The sequence below is a fragment of the Pseudomonas botevensis genome (genome assembly GCF_019145475.1).
Classification (GTDB): Bacteria; Pseudomonadota; Gammaproteobacteria; order Pseudomonadales; family Pseudomonadaceae; genus Aquipseudomonas; species Aquipseudomonas botevensis.
The window spans coordinates 198,243-216,434 of record NZ_JAHTKI010000003.1; the positions used below are offsets into that span (position 1 = coordinate 198,243).

18 protein-coding genes are annotated in these 18,192 nt (G+C 62.5%); 9 read left to right on the forward strand and 9 right to left on the reverse strand.

What is annotated here, in order from left to right; translation table 11 throughout:
- Positions 1–83 precede the first annotated feature (83 nt).
- The 4 genes from KVQ74_RS06425 to lnt are packed head-to-tail and all read left to right on the forward strand — an operon-like array spanning position 84 to position 3,954.
- Positions 84–1,082: a PhoH family protein gene (locus tag KVQ74_RS06425; RefSeq protein ID WP_217830154.1), complete on the forward strand. Its 999-nt coding sequence runs from the start codon at positions 84–86 to the stop codon at positions 1,080–1,082.
- A complete protein-coding gene (gene ybeY / locus KVQ74_RS06430) occupies positions 1,075–1,569 on the forward strand; it encodes an rRNA maturation RNase YbeY (RefSeq protein ID WP_217830155.1) in 495 nt (164 codons plus the stop codon). The genes KVQ74_RS06425 and ybeY overlap by 8 nt, the downstream gene beginning before the upstream one ends.
- Positions 1,570–1,574: 5 nt before the next feature.
- Positions 1,575–2,414 (forward strand): HlyC/CorC family transporter, encoded by an 840-nt coding sequence (locus tag KVQ74_RS06435; protein ID WP_007909641.1) that lies wholly within the window; start codon positions 1,575–1,577, stop codon positions 2,412–2,414.
- A gap of 16 nt (positions 2,415–2,430) precedes the next feature.
- Complete coding sequence (gene lnt / locus KVQ74_RS06440) at positions 2,431–3,954, forward strand: apolipoprotein N-acyltransferase (protein ID WP_217830156.1); 1,524 nt, start codon at positions 2,431–2,433, stop codon at positions 3,952–3,954.
- Positions 3,955–4,026: 72 nt separating this feature from the next.
- On the opposite strand, the gene KVQ74_RS06445 is transcribed toward lnt, so the two are convergent.
- Together KVQ74_RS06445 and KVQ74_RS06450 are read right to left on the reverse strand one after the other, a co-directional pair.
- A complete protein-coding gene (locus KVQ74_RS06445; RefSeq protein ID WP_217830157.1) occupies positions 4,027–4,806 on the reverse strand; it encodes a YdcF family protein in 780 nt (259 codons plus the stop codon).
- 105 nt (positions 4,807–4,911) lie between these two features.
- On the reverse strand, positions 4,912–5,235 hold the full coding sequence (locus KVQ74_RS06450; RefSeq protein ID WP_217830158.1) for a hypothetical protein: 324 nt from the start codon (positions 5,233–5,235) through the stop codon (positions 4,912–4,914).
- Between the two features lie 254 nt (positions 5,236–5,489).
- On the opposite strand from KVQ74_RS06450, the gene leuS reads away from it, so the two are divergent.
- The 5 genes from leuS to KVQ74_RS06475 all read left to right on the forward strand — a co-directional run bounded on the left by leuS (position 5,490) and on the right by KVQ74_RS06475 (position 11,588).
- The gene (leuS, locus tag KVQ74_RS06455; RefSeq protein ID WP_217830159.1) at positions 5,490–8,096 is read left to right on the forward strand and encodes a leucine--tRNA ligase; all 2,607 of its coding nucleotides are present in this window, start codon (positions 5,490–5,492) and stop codon (positions 8,094–8,096) included.
- Between the two features lie 87 nt (positions 8,097–8,183).
- The gene (locus KVQ74_RS06460; protein ID WP_217830160.1) at positions 8,184–8,789 is read left to right on the forward strand and encodes an LPS-assembly lipoprotein LptE; all 606 of its coding nucleotides are present in this window, start codon (positions 8,184–8,186) and stop codon (positions 8,787–8,789) included.
- A gap of 39 nt (positions 8,790–8,828) precedes the next feature.
- The gene (gene holA, locus KVQ74_RS06465; protein WP_217830161.1) at positions 8,829–9,866 is read left to right on the forward strand and encodes a DNA polymerase III subunit delta; all 1,038 of its coding nucleotides are present in this window, start codon (positions 8,829–8,831) and stop codon (positions 9,864–9,866) included.
- A 173-nt stretch (positions 9,867–10,039) separates the two neighbouring features.
- Positions 10,040–10,204, forward strand: coding sequence for an alternative ribosome rescue factor ArfA (gene arfA / locus KVQ74_RS06470; RefSeq protein ID WP_128615297.1), 165 nt, complete (start codon positions 10,040–10,042; stop codon positions 10,202–10,204).
- Positions 10,205–10,265: 61 nt separating this feature from the next.
- Complete coding sequence (locus tag KVQ74_RS06475; protein ID WP_217830162.1) at positions 10,266–11,588, forward strand: lytic murein transglycosylase; 1,323 nt, start codon at positions 10,266–10,268, stop codon at positions 11,586–11,588.
- A 92-nt stretch (positions 11,589–11,680) separates the two neighbouring features.
- Here KVQ74_RS06475 and KVQ74_RS06480 read toward each other — a convergent pair whose 3' ends face one another.
- The 7 genes from KVQ74_RS06480 to mltB all read right to left on the reverse strand — a co-directional run bounded on the left by KVQ74_RS06480 (position 11,681) and on the right by mltB (position 18,186).
- The gene (locus KVQ74_RS06480; RefSeq protein WP_217830163.1) at positions 11,681–12,631 is read right to left on the reverse strand and encodes a S66 peptidase family protein; all 951 of its coding nucleotides are present in this window, start codon (positions 12,629–12,631) and stop codon (positions 11,681–11,683) included.
- Between the two features lie 161 nt (positions 12,632–12,792).
- Complete coding sequence (lipA, locus tag KVQ74_RS06485; protein WP_217830310.1) at positions 12,793–13,791, reverse strand: lipoyl synthase; 999 nt, start codon at positions 13,789–13,791, stop codon at positions 12,793–12,795.
- A gap of 25 nt (positions 13,792–13,816) precedes the next feature.
- Positions 13,817–14,464: a lipoyl(octanoyl) transferase LipB gene (gene lipB / locus KVQ74_RS06490; protein WP_217830164.1), complete on the reverse strand. Its 648-nt coding sequence runs from the start codon at positions 14,462–14,464 to the stop codon at positions 13,817–13,819.
- Entirely contained in the window at positions 14,464–14,739 is a 276-nt protein-coding gene (locus KVQ74_RS06495) for a DUF493 domain-containing protein (protein WP_217830165.1), read from the reverse strand. Before KVQ74_RS06495 ends, lipB begins: the two co-directional genes overlap by 1 nt.
- Positions 14,740–14,819: 80 nt before the next feature.
- On the reverse strand, positions 14,820–15,977 hold the full coding sequence (locus KVQ74_RS06500) for a D-alanyl-D-alanine carboxypeptidase family protein (RefSeq protein WP_217830166.1): 1,158 nt from the start codon (positions 15,975–15,977) through the stop codon (positions 14,820–14,822).
- Positions 15,978–16,165: 188 nt separating this feature from the next.
- Entirely contained in the window at positions 16,166–17,176 is a 1,011-nt protein-coding gene (locus KVQ74_RS06505; RefSeq protein ID WP_217830167.1) for a septal ring lytic transglycosylase RlpA family protein, read from the reverse strand.
- On the reverse strand, positions 17,176–18,186 hold the full coding sequence (gene mltB, locus KVQ74_RS06510; RefSeq protein ID WP_217830168.1) for a lytic murein transglycosylase B: 1,011 nt from the start codon (positions 18,184–18,186) through the stop codon (positions 17,176–17,178). The genes KVQ74_RS06505 and mltB overlap by 1 nt, the downstream gene beginning before the upstream one ends.
- Positions 18,187–18,192: the final 6 nt, after the last annotated feature.

An 18,192-nucleotide genomic window follows, 5' to 3' on the forward strand; every position in this document is an offset into this window, starting at 1 on the left:
CGATATTTAAGAGCTTTCGCGCCCACGCCACTGGCGTTATTCTTGATTTCATTCCAATTGCCCCAGGGCGGCTAAATACGACCTTGAACGCACCCATAGAACCCCATCGTTTTATCCTCGAGCCGTTTGAAGCTCGCCGCTTCGCCAATCTGTGCGGGCAGTTCGACGAGCATCTGCGCCTGATCGAACAACGCCTGGCCATCGAGATCCGCAATCGCGGAAACCAGTTCGAGCTGATCGGCGAACCCAAGCTCACCACCTCTGCGGAACATCTGATTCGCCGCCTGTACCGGGAAACCAAGGGTTCAGAGCTGTCGCCGGATATGGTTCACCTGTTCCTGCAGGAATCATCCGTCGTCGAGCTGGACAATCACGCCCCCGCCGAAGCCTCCGTCGCCCTGCGCACCAAGAAAGGCATGATTCGCCCACGGGGCTTGAATCAGTTGCGCTACGTGAAGGAAATCCTCGGCAACGACATCAACTTCGGCATCGGCCCGGCCGGCACTGGCAAGACCTACCTGGCCGTGGCCTGCGCGGTGGATGCCCTGGAGCGCGAGCAGATCCGCCGCATCCTGCTGGTGCGTCCGGCGGTCGAGGCGGGTGAAAAACTCGGCTTCCTGCCCGGTGACCTGGCCCAAAAGATCGACCCGTACCTGCGCCCGCTCTACGACGCGCTCTACGAAATGCTCGGCTTCGAATACGTGGCCAAGCTGATCGAGCGCCAGGTGATCGAGGTCGCCCCGCTGGCCTACATGCGCGGTCGCACGCTGAACAACAGCTTCATCATTCTCGATGAGAGCCAGAACACCACCGTCGAACAGATGAAAATGTTCCTGACGCGGATCGGTTTCGGCTCCACGGCGGTGATCACCGGTGACATCACCCAGGTCGACCTGCCGCGCGGCACCAAGTCCGGGCTGCATCATGTGATCGAAGTCCTCAAAGACGTGCCGGGCATCAGCTTCACCCACTTCCAGCCCAAGGACGTGGTGCGCCATCCACTGGTTCAACGCATCGTCGAAGCCTACGAGCGCTTCGAAACCCATGCCGAAGCCGCCAGGGAAGCCTCACGCGATGCTTGAGCTGGATCTGCAAATCGCGACCGAAGCGCGCGCGCCGAACGAAGCCGAATTCCGCCAATGGTGCGAGCTGGCCCTGCGCCAGCGCACTGCCGACTCGGAAATGACCATTCGTCTGGTTGACGAGGAAGAAGGCCGCGAACTCAATCACACCTGGCGCCACAAGGATTACGCGACCAACGTCCTGTCCTTCCCGGCCGAAGTGCCCGACGAGTTTCTCGACATCCCGCTGCTGGGCGATCTGGTGATCTGCGTGGCGGTGGTCGAGCGCGAAGCCGCCGAACAGGGCAAGGAACTGAAGGCCCACTGGGCACATCTGGTCATTCACGGCTGCTTGCATCTGCTTGGTTACGACCATATAGATGACGAAGAAGCCGAAGAAATGGAAGCACTGGAACGCGAGTTGCTTGCCGAACTGGGCTACCCCGATCCGTACGCGGACGACGAAACCGAAACATCCCCTATCGTTACAACAAAGGATTCAGAGTAATCGCTATGAGCGAAGATCGATCGAGCAACGGGCAGAAGTCCTGGCTGGGTAAACTGACCCAGGCTTTTGCCCACGAGCCGAAGAACCGCCAGGAGCTGCTGGAGCTGCTGCGCGATGCACATCAGAACAAACTGCTGGACAGCGAAGCGCTGGCCATCGTCGAGGGCGCCATCCAGGTGGCTGACCTGCAAGTGCGCGACATCATGGTGCCGCGTTCGCAGATGATCAGCATCAAGGCGACCCAGACACCCCGCGAATTCCTCCCGGCGGTGGTCGACTCGGCCCACTCGCGCTACCCGGTCATCGGCGAAAGCCACGACGACGTGATGGGCGTGCTGCTGGCCAAGGATCTGCTGCCGCTGATCCTCAAGGAGAACGGCGACAGCTTCAACATTAAGGATCTGCTGCGCCCGGCCACCTTCGTGCCGGAGTCCAAGCGCCTGAACGTGTTGCTGCGCGAGTTCCGCGCCAACCACAACCACATGGCCATCGTCATTGACGAATACGGCGGCGTGGCGGGCCTGGTGACCATCGAAGACGTGCTGGAACAGATCGTCGGCGACATCGAAGACGAGCACGATGTCGAAGAAGACAGCTACATCAAGCCGCTGCCCAGCGGTGATTTCCTGATCAAGGCCCTGACGCCGATCGAGAACTTCAACGAGTTTTTCGACAGCGAGTTCTCCGACGACGAGTTCGACACCGTTGGCGGCTTGGTGATGAGCGCGTTCGGGCACTTGCCAAAACGCAACGAAATCACTGAAATCGGCGCCTATCGTTTCCGCATCCTGAACGCCGACAGCCGTCGGATTCATTTGCTGCGACTCACGCCAATCGCCCGGTAATCTTTTAAGGATCGAAATGCGCTGGACAACCCGCCCCGGCTGGCCCGGTAACCTGCTGGCCGTGGCGGCCGGTGCAATCACCACCTTCGCTCTGGCGCCGTTCGACATCTGGCCGCTGGCCTTGCTGGCGGTCGGCCTGTTCTACGCCGGCCTGCGGGAACTGAGTCCGCGCCAGGCCCTGGGTCGTGGCTGGTGCTTCGGTTTCGGTCTGTTCGGCGCCGGCACCAGCTGGATCTATTACAGCATCCACCACTTCGGCGGCGCCTCGGTGCTGCTGGCCGGGTTCCTGATGCTGATTTTCACGGCGGCGATCGCCTGGTTCTTCGCCCTGCCCGCGTGGCTCTGGGCGCGCTGGCTGCGGCGTAACGAAGCGCCACTGGCCGATGCCCTGGCATTCGCGGCGCTGTGGGTCGGCCAGGAAGCGTTTCGCGGCTGGTTCCTCACCGGTTTCCCGTGGCTGTACTCCGGCTACAGCCAGCTCGACGGCCCGCTGGCCGGGCTCGCTCCGGTGGGCGGCATGTGGCTGGTGTCGTTCGTCCTCGCGCTGACCGCTGCGCTGATCTACAACGCACCACGCCTGCTGCAATCCGGCCGCAAGGGCTTTGTCGCCGCCGGTCTGGTGTTGCTGATCGGGCCATGGGTCGCCGGCATCGCGCTCAAGGGCCACGCCTGGACCAGCCCGGCCGGCGCACCGCTGAGCGTTGCGGCGATTCAGGGCAACGTCGAACAGAGCATGAAGTGGGACCCGGCGCAGCTCAACGCGCAACTGGCGCTGTACCGCGACCTGAGCTTCCGTTCCAGACCGGTGGATCTGCTGATCTGGCCGGAAACCGCCGTCCCGGTGCTGAAGGAGTCCGCCGAGGGCTACCTGAGCATGATGGGCAACTTCGCCGCCGAGCGTAAATCGGCGCTGATTACCGGCGTGCCGATTCGCGAAATGGTTCGTCACGAAAAACGCTTCTTCAACGGCATCACCGTGGTCGGCGAAGGCGATGGCACCTATCTGAAGCAGAAGTTGGTGCCGTTCGGCGAGTACGTGCCGTTGCAGGACCTCCTGCGTGGCCTGATCGCGTTCTTTGACCTGCCAATGTCCGACTTCGCCCGAGGCCCGGCCGATCAGCCGCTGCTGCAGGCCAAGGGTTATCAGATTGCGCCGTTCATCTGTTACGAAGTGGTCTATCCAGAGTTTGCCGCCGGTCTGGCCGCACGCAGCGATCTGCTGCTGACCATCAGCAATGACACCTGGTTCGGCACCTCGATCGGCCCGCTGCAGCACTTGCAGATGGCGCAGATGCGCGCTCTTGAGGCCGGTCGCTGGATGATCCGCGCCACCAACAACGGCGTGACCGGCCTGATCAACCCGTTCGGGCAGATCACCGAGCGCATTCCGCAGTTCGAACAGGGCGTGCTGTACGGCGAAGTGGTGCCGATGCACAACCTCACGCCGTACCTGCAATGGCGCTCGTGGCCGCTGATCATTCTGTGCGTGCTGCTGTTTGGCTGGGCCTTGATGACAGGCCGGATGTCCAAGACCCTGTAAACGCTTCGCGAGCCAGCCCTCTCCCCCAGACTGAGCGGGCCAGCTCGCGAAGACGGCATCCGCGACAGCGGATCAGTCCGGGGTTTCACCACCTCGATAGAACATCGAATACCCCACCTGCCCCACCGCTTCGTTCAGCAACTGCCCGCTCTGCCAGATCGACTTGAACTCCGGCAGCCAGCCGCCGAACGGCCGGGCGTTGTCCGTGCCGAGGAATCCCACCGGCGCCGCCACCACCTCGAAACCAGCCTGCTGAAAACTCCACACCGCGCGCGGCATGTGCCAGGCCTGGGTCACGACCACCACACGCTTGACGCCTTCCGGTAGCAAGATATCGGCACTGAACAGCGCGTTTTCCCAGGTCGTGCGGCTCTTGCCTTCCTGCCAGCGAACGGACACGCCGAAATCGTCGCGCAGCGAATCGGCCATCAGCTTCGCTTCCGTCGGCGGCGTGCCGTAATGCAAGCCGCCGCTGGTCAGAATCGGCAGTCCGGACGCCTTGGCCAGACGCGCCGCATAACGTTGACGCTCAAGCCCCACACCGGTCGGCTGATCCTCGCCCCAGGCCAGATCGCCGCGCTCGCGGCCGGACCCCAGCACCACGATCGCGTCGGCACGCCGGGCCAGGCCGGCCCATTCTTCCCGGGCCAGCGGCGGCTCGCGTTCCAGCGCCTTGGCACTCCATTGCACGACCACCGGCAGGCTCATCAGCCACAACCCGCCCAGCCCCAGGGCGAAGCACAGGCCGGCCAGTCGCGGGCGGGCACGGCGCAACCACCAGGCGATCAGCAACAGCAGAAAAAGAATGCCGGGTGGCAGCAGAAGTTGTTTGATGAAGTAACGGAATAACATCGGGCATCTCCAGAGATGCCCGAAGCCTAAGTGGGTTAATGCAGCGCGACAACCGATAGGGGCGGATCCCGTTGAAAAAGATCCGTTTCTTGACCTGCCATGCGTTTACTTGGCCTGCAGCGAGCGAACCTTGACGGTGTCTCTGCCGGGCGCCTTGTCCTTGAGCCAGATGACCTTGGCTGAATGTGCTGCATCGAGTTGCTTCACTGCTTGAGACAGATATCCGTGGGTTTCACGCTCACTGCGATCCAGATAGGCCTTGACCAGTTTGAACTCGGCGGGGCTCAAGCCACGCAATTCCAGCTCCAGGGGGCGCTCGTCGCGCAGCCGGCCAGCGGTTTTTGCGGCGTCCAGGGCCATCCCCAGACGGTCGATCAACCGCTCGTACAACTCGGGTTTGGTTACGTTTTTTTGCTGTGACTCCACCATCCCTCACCTCATTGAAGATAAGACTCACTCCCCAGTTAGAGCTTAGCTTCGCTGCACAAACCGGCTGCACGCCGCGACCAACGGCCCTCGCCACGGTTTTCGGGGTCCGAACGGCTGCAATCAGGGTTTCCCTAGGCCAAGGGCGGTCATGTATGCTACGGCGCTTCCTGTAACTCCACTTCCAGCTCGTCCGGGCCGCCCCGGATGTCGCATTGAAGAGGATTAGGCCACCCCTATCCAGTACAAAAGTAGCCATGCACGAACAATATCAGCCCCGTGAAATCGAAGCCGCCGCCCAGTCGTTCTGGGACGAGCAAAAGTCCTTTGAAGTCAGTGAACAGCCAGGCAAGGAGACTTACTACTGCCTGTCGATGTTCCCTTACCCCAGCGGCAAGCTACACATGGGGCACGTGCGCAACTACACCATCGGCGACGTGATCTCCCGCTATCAGCGCATGCAAGGCAAGAACGTCCTGCAACCGATGGGTTGGGACGCCTTCGGCATGCCGGCGGAAAACGCCGCGATGAAGAACAACGTGGCGCCCGCCAAATGGACCTACGAAAACATCGCCTACATGAAGTCCCAGCTGCGCAGCCTGGGCCTGGCGGTGGACTGGTCCCGCGAAGTGACCACCTGCAAGCCGGATTACTACCGCTGGGAACAATGGCTGTTCACCCGCCTGTTCGAAAAAGGCGTGATCTACCGCAAGAACGGCACCGTGAACTGGGACCCGATCGACCAGACCGTACTGGCCAACGAGCAGGTGATCGACGGTCGCGGCTGGCGTTCCGGCGCGCTGATCGAGAAGCGCGAAATCCCGATGTACTACTTCAAGATCACTGCCTACGCGGATGAGCTGCTGGAGAGCCTCGACGAACTGACCGGCTGGCCGGAACAGGTCAAGACCATGCAGCGCAACTGGATCGGCAAGTCGCGCGGGATGGAAGTGCAGTTCCCGTACAACGTCGACTCCATCGGCGAAACCGGCACCCTGAAAGTCTTTACCACCCGTCCGGACACCCTGATGGGCGCGACCTACGTCGCCGTGGCCGCCGAGCACCACCTGGCCTCCCTGGCCGCACAGAACAATCCCGAGCTGCAAGCGTTCATCGCTGAATGCAAGGGCGGCAGCGTCGCCGAAGCCGACGTCGCCACCCAGGAGAAAAAAGGCCTGCCGACCGGCCTGTTCGTCGAACATCCGCTGACCGGCGAAAAACTGCCGGTCTGGGTCGCCAACTACGTGCTGATGCACTACGGCGATGGCGCGGTAATGGCTGTGCCGGCCCACGACGAGCGCGATTTCGAATTCGCCCACAAGTACAACCTGCCGGTCAAATCGGTGGTGCGCACCAGCTCCGGTGACACCAACCCGGCCCCGTGGCAAGACGCCTACGGCGAGCACGGCACGCTGATCAACTCCGGCGAATTCGACGGTCTGGACTTCGCCGGCGCGTTCGACGCCATGGAAGTCGCCCTGATCAAGAAAGAACTTGGCGCCTCGCGCACCCAGTTCCGCCTGCGCGACTGGGGCATCAGCCGCCAGCGCTACTGGGGCTGCCCGATCCCGATCATCCACTGCGACAGCTGTGGCGACGTACCGGTGCCGGAAGACCAGTTGCCGGTCGTGCTGCCAGAGGACGTGGTGCCGGACGGCGCCGGTTCGCCATTGGCGCGCATGCCCGAATTCTACGAGTGCACCTGCCCGAAATGCGGCCAGCCTGCCAAGCGCGAAACCGACACCATGGACACCTTCGTCGAGTCGTCGTGGTACTACGCCCGCTACGCCTCGCCGCACTATCAAGGTGGCCTGGTCGACCCGGCCGCCGCCAACCACTGGCTGCCGGTGGATCAGTACATCGGCGGTATCGAACACGCCATTCTTCACCTGCTCTACGCGCGTTTCTTCCACAAGCTGATGCGCGACGAAGGCCTGGTGAACTCCAACGAGCCGTTCAAGAACCTGCTGACCCAGGGCATGGTGGTCGCCGAGACTTACTACCGTCGCGAAGCCAACGGCGCCTACACCTGGTTCAACCCGGCGGATGTCGAACTCGAGCGTGACAGCAAGGCCAAGGTCATCAGCGCCAAGCTGATCGCCGATGGCCTGCCGGTGGAAATCGGCGGCACCGAGAAGATGGCCAAGTCGAAGAACAACGGCGTCGACCCGCAGTCGATGATCGACCAGTTCGGTGCCGACACCTGCCGCCTGTTCATGATGTTCGCCTCGCCGCCCGACATGAGCGCCGAATGGTCCGACTCCGGCGTGGAAGGTTCGCACCGCTTCCTCAAGCGCGTCTGGCGTCTGGCGCAGGCCCATATCACTCAGGGTCTGCCGGGCAAGCTGGACATCGCCAGCCTGAACGACGAGCAGAAAGCCGTGCGTCGCTCGATCCACCTGGCGATCAAGCAAGCCAGCCAGGACGTCGGCCAGAACCACAAATTCAACACCGCCATCGCCCAGGTGATGACGCTGATGAATGTGCTGGAAAAAGCCGCGCAAGGCACCGAACAGGATCGCGCGCTGATTCAGGAAGGTCTGGAAACCGTCACGCTGCTGCTGGCGCCGATCACTCCGCACATCAGCCACGAACTGTGGAACAAGCTGGGCCACGCCGACGCCGTGATCGATGCCCGCTGGCCGGTGCAGGATGACAGCGCACTGGTCCAGGACACGCTGCAGCTGGTCATTCAGGTGAACGGCAAGCTGCGCGGCCAGATCGAAATGCCGGCCAGCGCCAGCCGCGAGGAAGTCGAAGCCGCTGCGCGCGCCAATGAGAACGTGCTGCGCTTCGTCGACGGCCTGACGATTCGCAAAGTGATCGTAGTGCCCGGGAAACTGGTCAATATCGTCGCCAGCTAATTGGATCGGGCGCCAGGTCGGCCTGGCGTCCAGTAAAACCTTTCGGGCCGCAGGGTCGGCCCACATGGTTTCAAGGGGAGCAACACAATGATCAAACGCAATCTGCTGGTGATGGGCCTCGCGGTCCTGTTGAGCGCCTGCGGTTTCCACCTGCGCGGTACTGGCACCAGCGAACTGACGATCAAGGAACTCGACCTGAGTGCCCGCAACGCCTATGGCGAAACCGTCACCCAACTGCGTCAGACGCTGGAGGCCAGCGGCGTCAAGGTTTACACCGGCGCGCCGTACAAGCTGTACCTGTCGGATGAGCAGGAAACCCAGCGCATCCTCAGCTACGCCGGTGCCGGCCGTACTGGCGAATATCAGGTCAGCACCGTGCTGAACTATGACATCCGTGGCGACCGCAACCTGGCCCTGCTGAGCGACAAGCTCGAAGTGCAGAAGGTGTTCATCCACGACGGCAACAACCTCGTCGGCTCCGACCAGGAAGCCAACGACGCCCGTCGCGAAACCCGCCGCGAGCTGGTTCAACGCATGATGCTGCGCCTGCAACAGCTGACCCCGGGTCAACTGCAACAGCTGCAACAAGCCGCCAACGACCGCGCCAAGGCTGAAGCCGACGCGCTGGAAGCGGCGCAGAAGGCTGAAGCGGAAACTCCGCGTCAGTCGCCGCTCGAACTGCCGCAGCAGTAAGACGTTCGGGGCGCTCAGGCGCCCCGTTCGCCATTTCTTATGAAGCTCGCTCCCGCTCAACTCGGCAAGCACCTGCAAGGCGCCCTCGCGCCAGTCTACGTCATCAGCGGTGATGACCCGTTGCTGTGCCAGGAAGCCGCCGACGCCATTCGCACCGCCGCCCGCCAACAGGGTTTCGACGAACGCCAGGTGTTCGCCGCCGATGCCAATTTCGATTGGGGCAGTCTGCTGCTGGCCGGCGCCAGCCTGTCGCTGTTCGCCGAAAAACGCCTGCTGGAGCTGCGCCTGCCTTCGGGCAAGCCCGGCGACAAAGGCGCGGCCGCCCTGATTGAATATTGCTCACGCCCGGCCGAGGACACGCTGCTGCTGATCAGCCTGCCCAAGCTCGATGGCAGCGCGCAGAAAACCAAGTGGGGCAAGGCGCTGGTCGAAGGTCCGCAAACCCAGTTCATCCAGATCTGGCCGGTGGATGCCAACCAGTTGCCGAGCTGGATTCGCCAACGCCTGTCCCAGGCCGGGCTGTCGGCGAGTCAGGACGCGGTTGAACTGATTGCGGCGCGCGTGGAGGGCAACCTGCTCGCCGCCGCGCAGGAAATCGAAAAGCTCAAGCTGATGGCCGAGGGCGGGCAGATCACCGTCGAAACCGTGCAGGCCGCCGTGGCGGACAGCGCACGCTTTGACGTATTCGGCCTGACCGACGCCGTCCTCAACGGCGAACCGTCCCACGCGCTGCGCATGCTCGAAGGGTTGCGCGGTGAAGGGGTCGAACCGCCGGTGATTCTCTGGGCGCTGGCCCGGGAGTTGCGTCTGCTGGCGAACATCTCCCTGCAATACAGCCAGGGCACGCCGCTGGACAAGGCATTCAGCCAGGCCAAACCGCCCGTCTGGGACAAGCGCAAGCCACTGATGAGCAAAGCCCTGCAACGCTACTCGGCGCAACGCTGGGCGCAGTTGTTGCTCGAAGCCCAGCGCATCGATGCGCAGATCAAGGGTCAGGCGGCCGGTTCGCCGTGGATGAGCCTGAGCCGGCTGGCGCTGTTGATGGCCGGCCAGCGTCTGCCATTGCCCGCTGAATAAGACAAAAGACCGCAGCTTTCGTCAGCACCTGCGCCACCTTATGCAGGAACTGCCGCCGGCTGCGACTTTGTGATCTTTTTTCCCACAAACTCCACCTGCATTTGCCCTATGGACAGACGCGCAACTTGAGCAGAATATGCGCGACGCAATCCCACTCACTCGCGAGAATCCTCATGAGCAAAAAGCCATCGAAACATGGCCCTAACAAGGCCAAATCCATCGTCGCCCAGCCCCTGTTCCGCAGCCGCCAGGAACGTCCCGCCAAGGGCAAAGGCAGCTACCGCCGCGAAGCCTTCCAGTCTGACAACTGGGAGGCTTCTTACTTTCTGGCCGCCTGAAGCACAGCACCCCTTCCTCATGTTAAGGTCTGCACCTGATTCGTACTCCCTGGACCTGTGCATGCCCCTTTGTCTTTCCCGTCGCTGGCCTGTTCGCCAGTTGATTGCCGCCACAAGCTTCGCCCTGCTTGTCGCCTGCGCGGAAAAACCCACCGCCGCCGACGCGCAACCGCTCCAGACCGTCCCCGTCGCCACGGCCCCAGCGATCATTCCGCCGGTAGTGCCGTCCGCCGACAATCTCGATCTTCAACCCACCCAGACCTTCGCCGAATGGCAGGCCGGTTTCCGCAAGGATGCCCTGGCCGCCGGGATCCGCGCCGACCTGTTCGACCGCGCCTTCGCCAACGTCAGCTTCGATGCCAGCGTGATCCGCGCCGACCGCAGCCAACCCGAATTCTCCCGCCCCGTCTGGGAATACCTCGATGGCGCCCTGTCGCCACTGCGGGTTCGCAAGGGCCAGGCGCTGATCAGCCAATACGCCGACATTCTGCAAAGCATCGAACAGCGTTATGGCGTCGATCGCCAGGCATTGGTCTCGGTGTGGGGGATGGAAAGCAACTTCGGCCAGTTCCAGGGCAACAAGTCGGTGATCAACTCGCTGGCGACCCTGGCCTATGAAGGCCGTCGTCCGGGCTTTGCCCACGCGCAACTGATCGCCGCGCTGCAAATCCTGCAACAGGGCGACATCACGCCGGAGAAGATGCTCGGTTCCTGGGCCGGCGCCATGGGCCAGACCCAGTTCATCCCGACCACCTACAACACCCACGCCGTGGATTTTGACGGCGATGGCCGCCGCGACATCTGGGGCAGCGCCGCCGACGCCCTGGCCTCGACCGCGCACTACCTGCAAAGCTCCGGCTGGCAGCGCGGCCAGCCATGGGGCTTCGAAGTGCAACTGCCGAGCGGTTTCAACTACACGCTGGCGGACGGTGCCATTCGCAAGAGTGTCGCCGAATGGCGGCAAATGGGCGTGATCCTGCCCAACGGCGGTCAGGCCCCCGCCGGCACCGAACAACTGTCCGCCGCCCTGTTGCTGCCGGCCGGTTATCGTGGCCCGGCGTTCCTGATCCTCGACAACTTCCGGGCGATCCTCAAGTACAACAACTCGTCGTCCTATGCCCTGGCGGTCGGCCTGTTGTCCGAGCGATTCAATGGCGCCGGGTTGATCAACGGCACCTGGCCGAAAGACGACCTGCCGCTGAGCCGCACCGAACGCATGGAACTGCAAAACCTGCTGAGCGCCCGCAACTTCGACGCCGGCACTGCCGACGGCATCATCGGCGCGAATACGCGCAAGGCGATTCGTAGCGCGCAACAGTCGTTTGGCTGGCCGGCGGATGGTTATCCGACGCACAAGCTGCTTGAGAGTCTGCGCAGCCAGTAAACGCTTCGCGGGCAAGCCCGCTCCCACCGGATCTGTATTGAATCCGTGGGAGCGGCCTTGCCCGCGAAGGCAGGCTGTCAGTCAGCAGGTCGTCAAGCCTTTACCACCACGTCCTGCTCCAGCAGCAATTCCTTCTTCCCCGCGTCCAGCCGAACCAGCGCCCCCAGTGGCAACGTCAGGTTCGGATCACAATGCCCGCTGCGCCAACCGGACAGCACCGGAATCCGCAACGGTTCGAAGGTCTGCTTGAGCAAGCGGTTCAGCGCCCCGATTTCGACCCCGGCCACATCCCCCACCAACACCCCACGCAACTTGTGCAGATGGCCGGCCAGGCGCATCTGGGTCAGCAGACGATCAATGCGATACAGCGGCTCGTTGATGTCCTCGATCAGCAGAATCACCCCTTCGGCGTCGATCTCATAGGGTGTGCCCAGGGTCGCGGCGATCATCGCCAGATTGCCGCCCAGCAGCCGCCCGTGAGCGATGCCGGGCTCGACGGTGGTCAACGGGTAGGCCGCCGGGTGAGCCAGTACGCTCCCCGCCTTCATCTGCCCGCGCAGCATGGCGAAAAACGAGGTAACGGTCGGTGGCTCCTTGTCACCCAGCAAGTCGGCGTTGAGCAACGGCCCGTGAAAGGTCACGAACCCGGCGTAACGGCTGATCGCCAGGTGCAGCGCGGTGATGTCGCTGTAGCCGACGAACGGCTTGGCGTGCCGGCCCAGCAAGTCGTAATCGATCCGGTCGAGCAGACGGGGCGTGCCGTAGCCGCCACGCAGGCAAATGATCGCGTCGACCTGCGGGTCAGCGAATGCCGCGTGCAAATCGTTGAGCCGCACGTCGTCGCTGCCGGCCAGATAACCGTCCTTCTCGTAGACACCGGGAAACACTCGCAGTCCGTAACCCCGGGCACGCATCCATTGCACCGCCTTGTCGGTGTCCAGGGCGCCGGGGCCGGCGGGCGCAATGACGCCGATCAGGCCTTCGGACGGCAGCGCCGGCACCGGTTTGTGCGGACAAAGGGTGTGAGTCGGTCGAACGGTCATCCATGGATCTCCCAGCGTGAAGTCGTGAGCACACAGTAGTCAGGAACGGCGACAAACAAAAGCCCGGCCACGTTGACCCATGAAAAGGTGCGTCAGATTGCGGACAAAAAAATGCCCGCCGGGCGTCGAAGCCTCGGCGGGCATTGTTCATCAAGCGTCGATCAGGAACCGAGCAGCTCGGCCTTGACCAGTTTCGCCTGCTCGTCGGCGTGGTACGAAGAACGCACCAGCGGACCGGACGCAACGTTCTTGAAGCCCATCTTGTAACCTTCCTCAGCGAACCAGGCGAAGGTGTCCGGATGCACGAAACGCTGCACCGGCAAGTGGCTGCGGGACGGTTGCAGGTACTGCCCCAGGGTCAGCATGTCGATGTCGTGCTCGCGCATGCGCTTCATGACTTCGATGACTTCCTCGTCGGTCTCGCCCAGACCCAGCATCAGGCCGGACTTGGTCGGTACGTGCGGCATCATCTGCTTGAAGCGTTGCAGCAGGGTCAGCGACCACTGGTAGTCCGAACCCGGACGCGCGGCCTTGTACAGGCGCGGTACGGTTTCCAGGTTGTGGTTGAACACATCCGGCGGCTCGGCGGCGGTGATTTCCAGGGCGATGTCCATGCGGCCACGGTAATCCGGGACCAGGGTCTCCAGCTGCACGTTCGGCGACAGCTTGCGGATTTCGCGGATGCAGTCGGCAAAGTGCTGGGCACCGCCGTCACGCAGGTCGTCGCGGTCAACCGAGGTGATCACCACGTATTTGAGCTTGAGGTCGGCGATGGCGATCGCCAGGCTTTCCGGCTCGTTGACGTCCAGTGGCTTCGGACGACCGTGGCCGACGTCGCAGAACGGGCAACGACGGGTGCAGATGTCGCCCATGATCATGAAGGTCGCAGTGCCGCCGGAGAAGCACTCACCCAGGTTCGGGCAGGAGGCTTCTTCGCAGACGCTGTGCAGCTTGTGTTTGCGCAGCAGGCTCTTGATCCGCTCGACTTCCGGGGAAACCGGGATGCGCACGCGGATCCAGTCGGGTTTCTTCGGCAGTTCGGTGGTCGGAATGATCTTCACCGGGATGCGTGCAACCTTCTCGGCGCCGCGCAGCTTGACGCCGGCTTCAACCTTGGGACGCGGGGCCGGGCGCTCGGTCACGTCGAGCGTCGGGATCATGGTTTGCACTGCATCAGTAGTCATATCAGTCGATTCCGCCCGTCAGGGTCGTCTGCTCAGCATAGTCGAGGTGTTTGACGAGCTGCGCGCGCAGCCGGGCACTTACCTCGGCAAATTCAATCGATCCTGCGTGATCGCTCAGCTGGGTCATGGCCAGCCCGGCATAGCCGCAGGGATTAATCCGTCGAAACGGCTCCAGGTTCATATCCACGTTCAGGGCCAGGCCATGAAAGGAACAACCGTGGCGAATCCGCAAACCCAGAGAAGCGATTTTCGCTCCGTCGACGTAAACGCCGGGAGCATCAGGCTTGGCTGCGGCGGTCACGCCGTAGCTGGCCAGCAATTCGATCAGGCACTGCTCCATGCGGCTGACCAGATCCCGCACGCCGAAACCCAGCTTGCGCACGTCCAGCAGCAGATAAGCCACCAGTTGGCCTGGACCGTGGTAGGTCACCTGCCCGCCCCGGTCGACCTGCACCACCGGGATATCCCCCGGCAACAACAGATGCTCGGCCTTGCCGGCCTGGCCCTGGGTGAACACCGGTGGGTGCTCGACCAGCCAGATCTCGTCGGCGGCCGTGGTGCCGCGCTCGTTGGTGAAGCGTTGCATGGCATGCCAGACCGGCTCGTAAGCCATCTGGCCAAGTTCGCGAAAGCCCAGCGTGCCCGGCATCACAACACCATATGAACGAAACCGGTCGCCCGCAGTTCGCTGTTGATGTTGTACAGCTGATCCTGGTCAGTCGCGACGATGTGCAACTGAATGGTGGTGTACTTGCCGTTGCTGCTCTGACGCTCGTCGATACGCTCGTCATTGATCTTTGCGTGTTTCTGGACGATCGCAATGATCTTGTCCTTGTTTCCCACACCGGTGTCGCTGATCACCTTAACCGGGTAATCGACCTGGGGAAATTCGATCTTTGGCGCCTTTACTTCGGTATCGCTCATGGCGTAACGGCCTCGTAAGCCGTGCCAACGAGCATGGCCCCGCTCCGGGTGGGAGCGGGGCCATGCAGGTCAACACTGAATCAGTTGAACAAGCCGTAGAAGAATAGACGGATGCTATCCCACATGCGACGGAAGATACCACCCTCCTCGACAGCGTCCAGGGCGATCAGGTCGGCACTGTGTACCACCTTGTCTTCCAGTTTCACTTCGACTTTACCGATCACGTCGCCCTTGGCGATTGGCGCGGTCAGTTGCGGGTTCATGGTCATGCTGGCAGCGAGCTTCTTCAGCTGGCCTTTCGGCAGGGTCATGGTCAGGTCTTCAGCCAGACCGGCCTTGACCTGGCTGGTGGTGCCTTTCCACACCGGAGCCTGGGCCAGTTCGGTGCCCTTCTGGTAGAAGGTCTGGGTTTCGAAGAAGCGGAAACCGTAGGTCAGCAGCTTCTGGGTTTCGGCGGCACGGGCCACTTCGCTGTTGGTGCCGAACACCACGGCGATCAGGCGCTGGCCATCACGTACGGCCGAGGACACCATGCAGTAGCCGGCTTCGTCGGTGTGACCGGTTTTCAGACCGTCAACGGTCTTGTCGCGCCACAGCAGCAGGTTGCGGTTAGGCTGCTTGATGCCGTTCCAGAAGAACTCTTTCTGCGAATAGATCGCGTAGTGAGCCGGGTCTTCGTGGATGATCGCGCGAGCCAGGATCGCCATGTCGTGCGCCGACGAATAGTGCTCAGGGTTCGGCAGACCGGTCGGGTTCATGAAGTGGGTGTTGCTCATGCCCAGATCGGTCACGGTCTTGTTCATCAGGTCGGCGAACGCATCTTCGCTGCCGGCGATGTGCTCGGACAGCGCCACGCTGGCGTCGTTGCCGGACTGGATGATGATGCCGTGCAGCAGGTCGCTGACCGTGACCTGCGAGCCGACCTTGATGAACATCCGCGAACCGCCGGTACGCCAGGCGTTTTCGCTGACGGTCACCGGGTCGTTTTCGCCGATCTGGCCGCGACGGATTTCCAGCGTCGCAATGTACGCGGTCATCAGTTTGGTCAGGCTGGCCGGTGGCAGGCGCTGGTCACCGTTGTTCTCCACCAGTACGTTGCCGCTGGCGGCGTCCATCAGAACGTAGGATTTGGCGGCCAGTTGTGGTGGCGACGGCATCATCTCGGCCGCGAAAGCGGCTGGCGAGAGGAGCAGCGGGACTAGCAGGCACAGGCGTTTGGCAAAGGTGGTGATGTTCATCCGTCTCTCGAAATCGCTAATGGAAACTTGCCTAAGGGCAAAACTATTCAGACAGCCTTCTAAAGGGCCATCGCGTGTTCAGTTGCTCACTCCAGTCACCCTTTGCCGGGCTTTTGTTCTTCGACGAGCCAACAACCTGATCCACCCCCCAATCGCTGGTGAATCGTCAATCAAGTCCTACGTACTGCTTACTCGGTGACCACGCTCGGCGAACCGAGATTGGCCAGGCGCACGCTGTTTTGCACTTGCGCAATCTCACCCGGAGAACCGATCGGCCCCAGGCGCACCCGATGCAGGGTCTGCTGATTGCGCACGATCGAGCTGATGAACACCGGAGCGCTCACCATCCCGCTGAGCTTCGACCTCAGCAGCTCGGCAGCGTCCGGGTTGGCGAACGCGCCCACCTGCAGATACTGGCCAGACGCTGGTGCAGAAGCGTTTTTTTTTGCGTCGAGCTGAACCGGCACGACGGCCGCAGCGTGCTGCTGCGGCGGCGGGGTCCATTGCTCGACCGTACCGGCCGAGGCCGTGATCACCGGAGCGCTATTCTGCGCGACTTGCGGCTCGTTGAGCATCAAAGGCGCCGGACGGCCCTTGGCGGCCCACCATTGCTGCGGATCGATGCCTTCGACCTTGACCCGTGCGGTGCCGATTTCGGCGTAACCGAGCTTCTTTGCCGCCGCGTAGGACAGGTCGATGATCCGGTCCGAGTAGAACGGCCCTCGGTCGTTGACCCGCAGGATCACGCTCTTGTTGTTGTCCAGGTTGGTCACCCGAACGTAACTTGGCAGCGGTAGTGTCTTGTGGGCGGCGCTCATGCCGTACAGGTCATACACCTCGCCGTTGGCGGTGTTCTGACCGTGAAACTTGGTGCCGTACCAGGACGCGGTGCCCGAGGCGACGTAAGTCTTGGATTCCTGCAACGGGAAGTAGGTCTTGCCCAGCACGGTGTACGGGTTGGCCTTGTACGGGCCTGTGTGCAGGGTCGGCGTGGCGTCGGGAATGCGCGAGACATCGACGTCCCACCACGGCGCGCCATCCTTGTGGGCACGATTGATGTCCAGCCCCGGTTGCGAGCGAACGGCGGTGGACGAGGATTTCTGGCTCGGCGAGCGGCTGGTCGAGCAACTGGCGACCAGCACTGCCAACGCAGCGAATGCCACCAGCTTCAGGGGTTTGTTGATAGGCAATGCCCGCATTACTTGACGCCCCGTGCTTGTACCAGCTGTTCAGATAGCTGATGTACGGCCATGGCGTACATCACGCTGCGGTTATAACGCGTGATCGCGTAAAAATTCTTCAGGCCCATCCAGTATTCCGGGCCATTGTCGCCTTCCAGGCGGAACGCGGTGACCGGCATGTCATCGCGCAGCGCATCATGACTCGACCACCCCAGCGCTCGCAACTCCCCGACGGTTTTTGTCGGCTCGATGCCCGTGGTCAGGCCTTCGTCGACCTGCTCGCCCCGGACATCGGCGCGGCTGACCACCGGCTCCCCGGCGACCCAGCCGTGACGCTTGAAATAGCTGGCGACGCTGCCGATCGCATCATCCGGATTGTTCCAGATATTGATGTGACCATCACCGTCGAAATCCACCGCATAGGCGCGAAAGCTGCTCGGCATGAACTGCGGCAAACCCATCGCCCCGGCGTAGGAGCCCTTGAGGGTCAGCGGGTCGACCTGCTCTTCCCGGGCCAGCAGCAGGAACTCACGCAGTTCCTTGCGGAAAAATTCGGCACGGGGAGGATAGTCGAAACCGAGGGTGGACAAGGCATCGATTACCCGGAAATTACCGGTATTACGTCCGAAAAAGGTCTCAACGCCGATGATCGACACGATGACCTGGGCCGGAACGCCGTATTCCTGCTCGGCGCGGGCCAGGGTGGCCTCGTGCTGGCGCCAGAAGTCCACACCACGGGCGATCCGCGCGTCGGTGATGAACATCGGCCGGTATTCCTTCCACTGCTTGACCCGCTCGGCCGGCTTGGAGATCGCGTCGAGAATCGACTGCTTGCGCTCGGCTTCGCGGAACACGCTCATCAGCTGCTCACCGGCGAAGCCATAGTCGCGGGTCATTTCACCGACGAATTCGGCAACCTGGGGCGAGCCTTCGTAATCGCCGGCCAGCGCTTCCTGCACGCTGCCAAGGATGCCCACCAGGCCGACCCACGGCGCATATCGAGTCGCCCAGTCACGCACTGCTTGCATTGAACT

Excerpts from the sequence above, each read along its gene's own strand:
- ybeY (WP_217830155.1), top strand. The coding sequence starts at position 1,075 with ATGCTTGAGCTGGATCTGCAAATCGCGACCGAAGCGCGCGCGCCGAAC.
- KVQ74_RS06435 (WP_007909641.1), top strand. The coding sequence starts at position 1,575 with ATGAGCGAAGATCGATCGAGCAACGGGCAGAAGTCCTGGCTGGGTAAA.
- lnt (WP_217830156.1), top strand. The coding sequence starts at position 2,431 with ATGCGCTGGACAACCCGCCCCGGCTGGCCCGGTAACCTGCTGGCCGTG.
- KVQ74_RS06445 (WP_217830157.1), bottom strand. The coding sequence starts at position 4,806 with ATGTTATTCCGTTACTTCATCAAACAACTTCTGCTGCCACCCGGCATT.
- KVQ74_RS06450 (WP_217830158.1), bottom strand. The coding sequence starts at position 5,235 with ATGGTGGAGTCACAGCAAAAAAACGTAACCAAACCCGAGTTGTACGAG.
- leuS (WP_217830159.1), top strand. The coding sequence starts at position 5,490 with ATGCACGAACAATATCAGCCCCGTGAAATCGAAGCCGCCGCCCAGTCG.
- KVQ74_RS06460 (WP_217830160.1), top strand. The coding sequence starts at position 8,184 with ATGATCAAACGCAATCTGCTGGTGATGGGCCTCGCGGTCCTGTTGAGC.
- holA (WP_217830161.1), top strand. The coding sequence starts at position 8,829 with ATGAAGCTCGCTCCCGCTCAACTCGGCAAGCACCTGCAAGGCGCCCTC.
- arfA (WP_128615297.1), top strand. The coding sequence starts at position 10,040 with ATGAGCAAAAAGCCATCGAAACATGGCCCTAACAAGGCCAAATCCATC.
- KVQ74_RS06475 (WP_217830162.1), top strand. The coding sequence starts at position 10,266 with ATGCCCCTTTGTCTTTCCCGTCGCTGGCCTGTTCGCCAGTTGATTGCC.
- KVQ74_RS06480 (WP_217830163.1), bottom strand. The coding sequence starts at position 12,631 with ATGACCGTTCGACCGACTCACACCCTTTGTCCGCACAAACCGGTGCCG.
- lipA (WP_217830310.1), bottom strand. The coding sequence starts at position 13,791 with ATGATCCCGACGCTCGACGTGACCGAGCGCCCGGCCCCGCGTCCCAAG.
- lipB (WP_217830164.1), bottom strand. The coding sequence starts at position 14,464 with ATGCCGGGCACGCTGGGCTTTCGCGAACTTGGCCAGATGGCTTACGAG.
- KVQ74_RS06495 (WP_217830165.1), bottom strand. The coding sequence starts at position 14,739 with ATGAGCGATACCGAAGTAAAGGCGCCAAAGATCGAATTTCCCCAGGTC.
- KVQ74_RS06500 (WP_217830166.1), bottom strand. The coding sequence starts at position 15,977 with ATGAACATCACCACCTTTGCCAAACGCCTGTGCCTGCTAGTCCCGCTG.
- KVQ74_RS06505 (WP_217830167.1), bottom strand. The coding sequence starts at position 17,176 with ATGCGGGCATTGCCTATCAACAAACCCCTGAAGCTGGTGGCATTCGCT.
- mltB (WP_217830168.1), bottom strand. The coding sequence starts at position 18,186 with ATGCAAGCAGTGCGTGACTGGGCGACTCGATATGCGCCGTGGGTCGGC.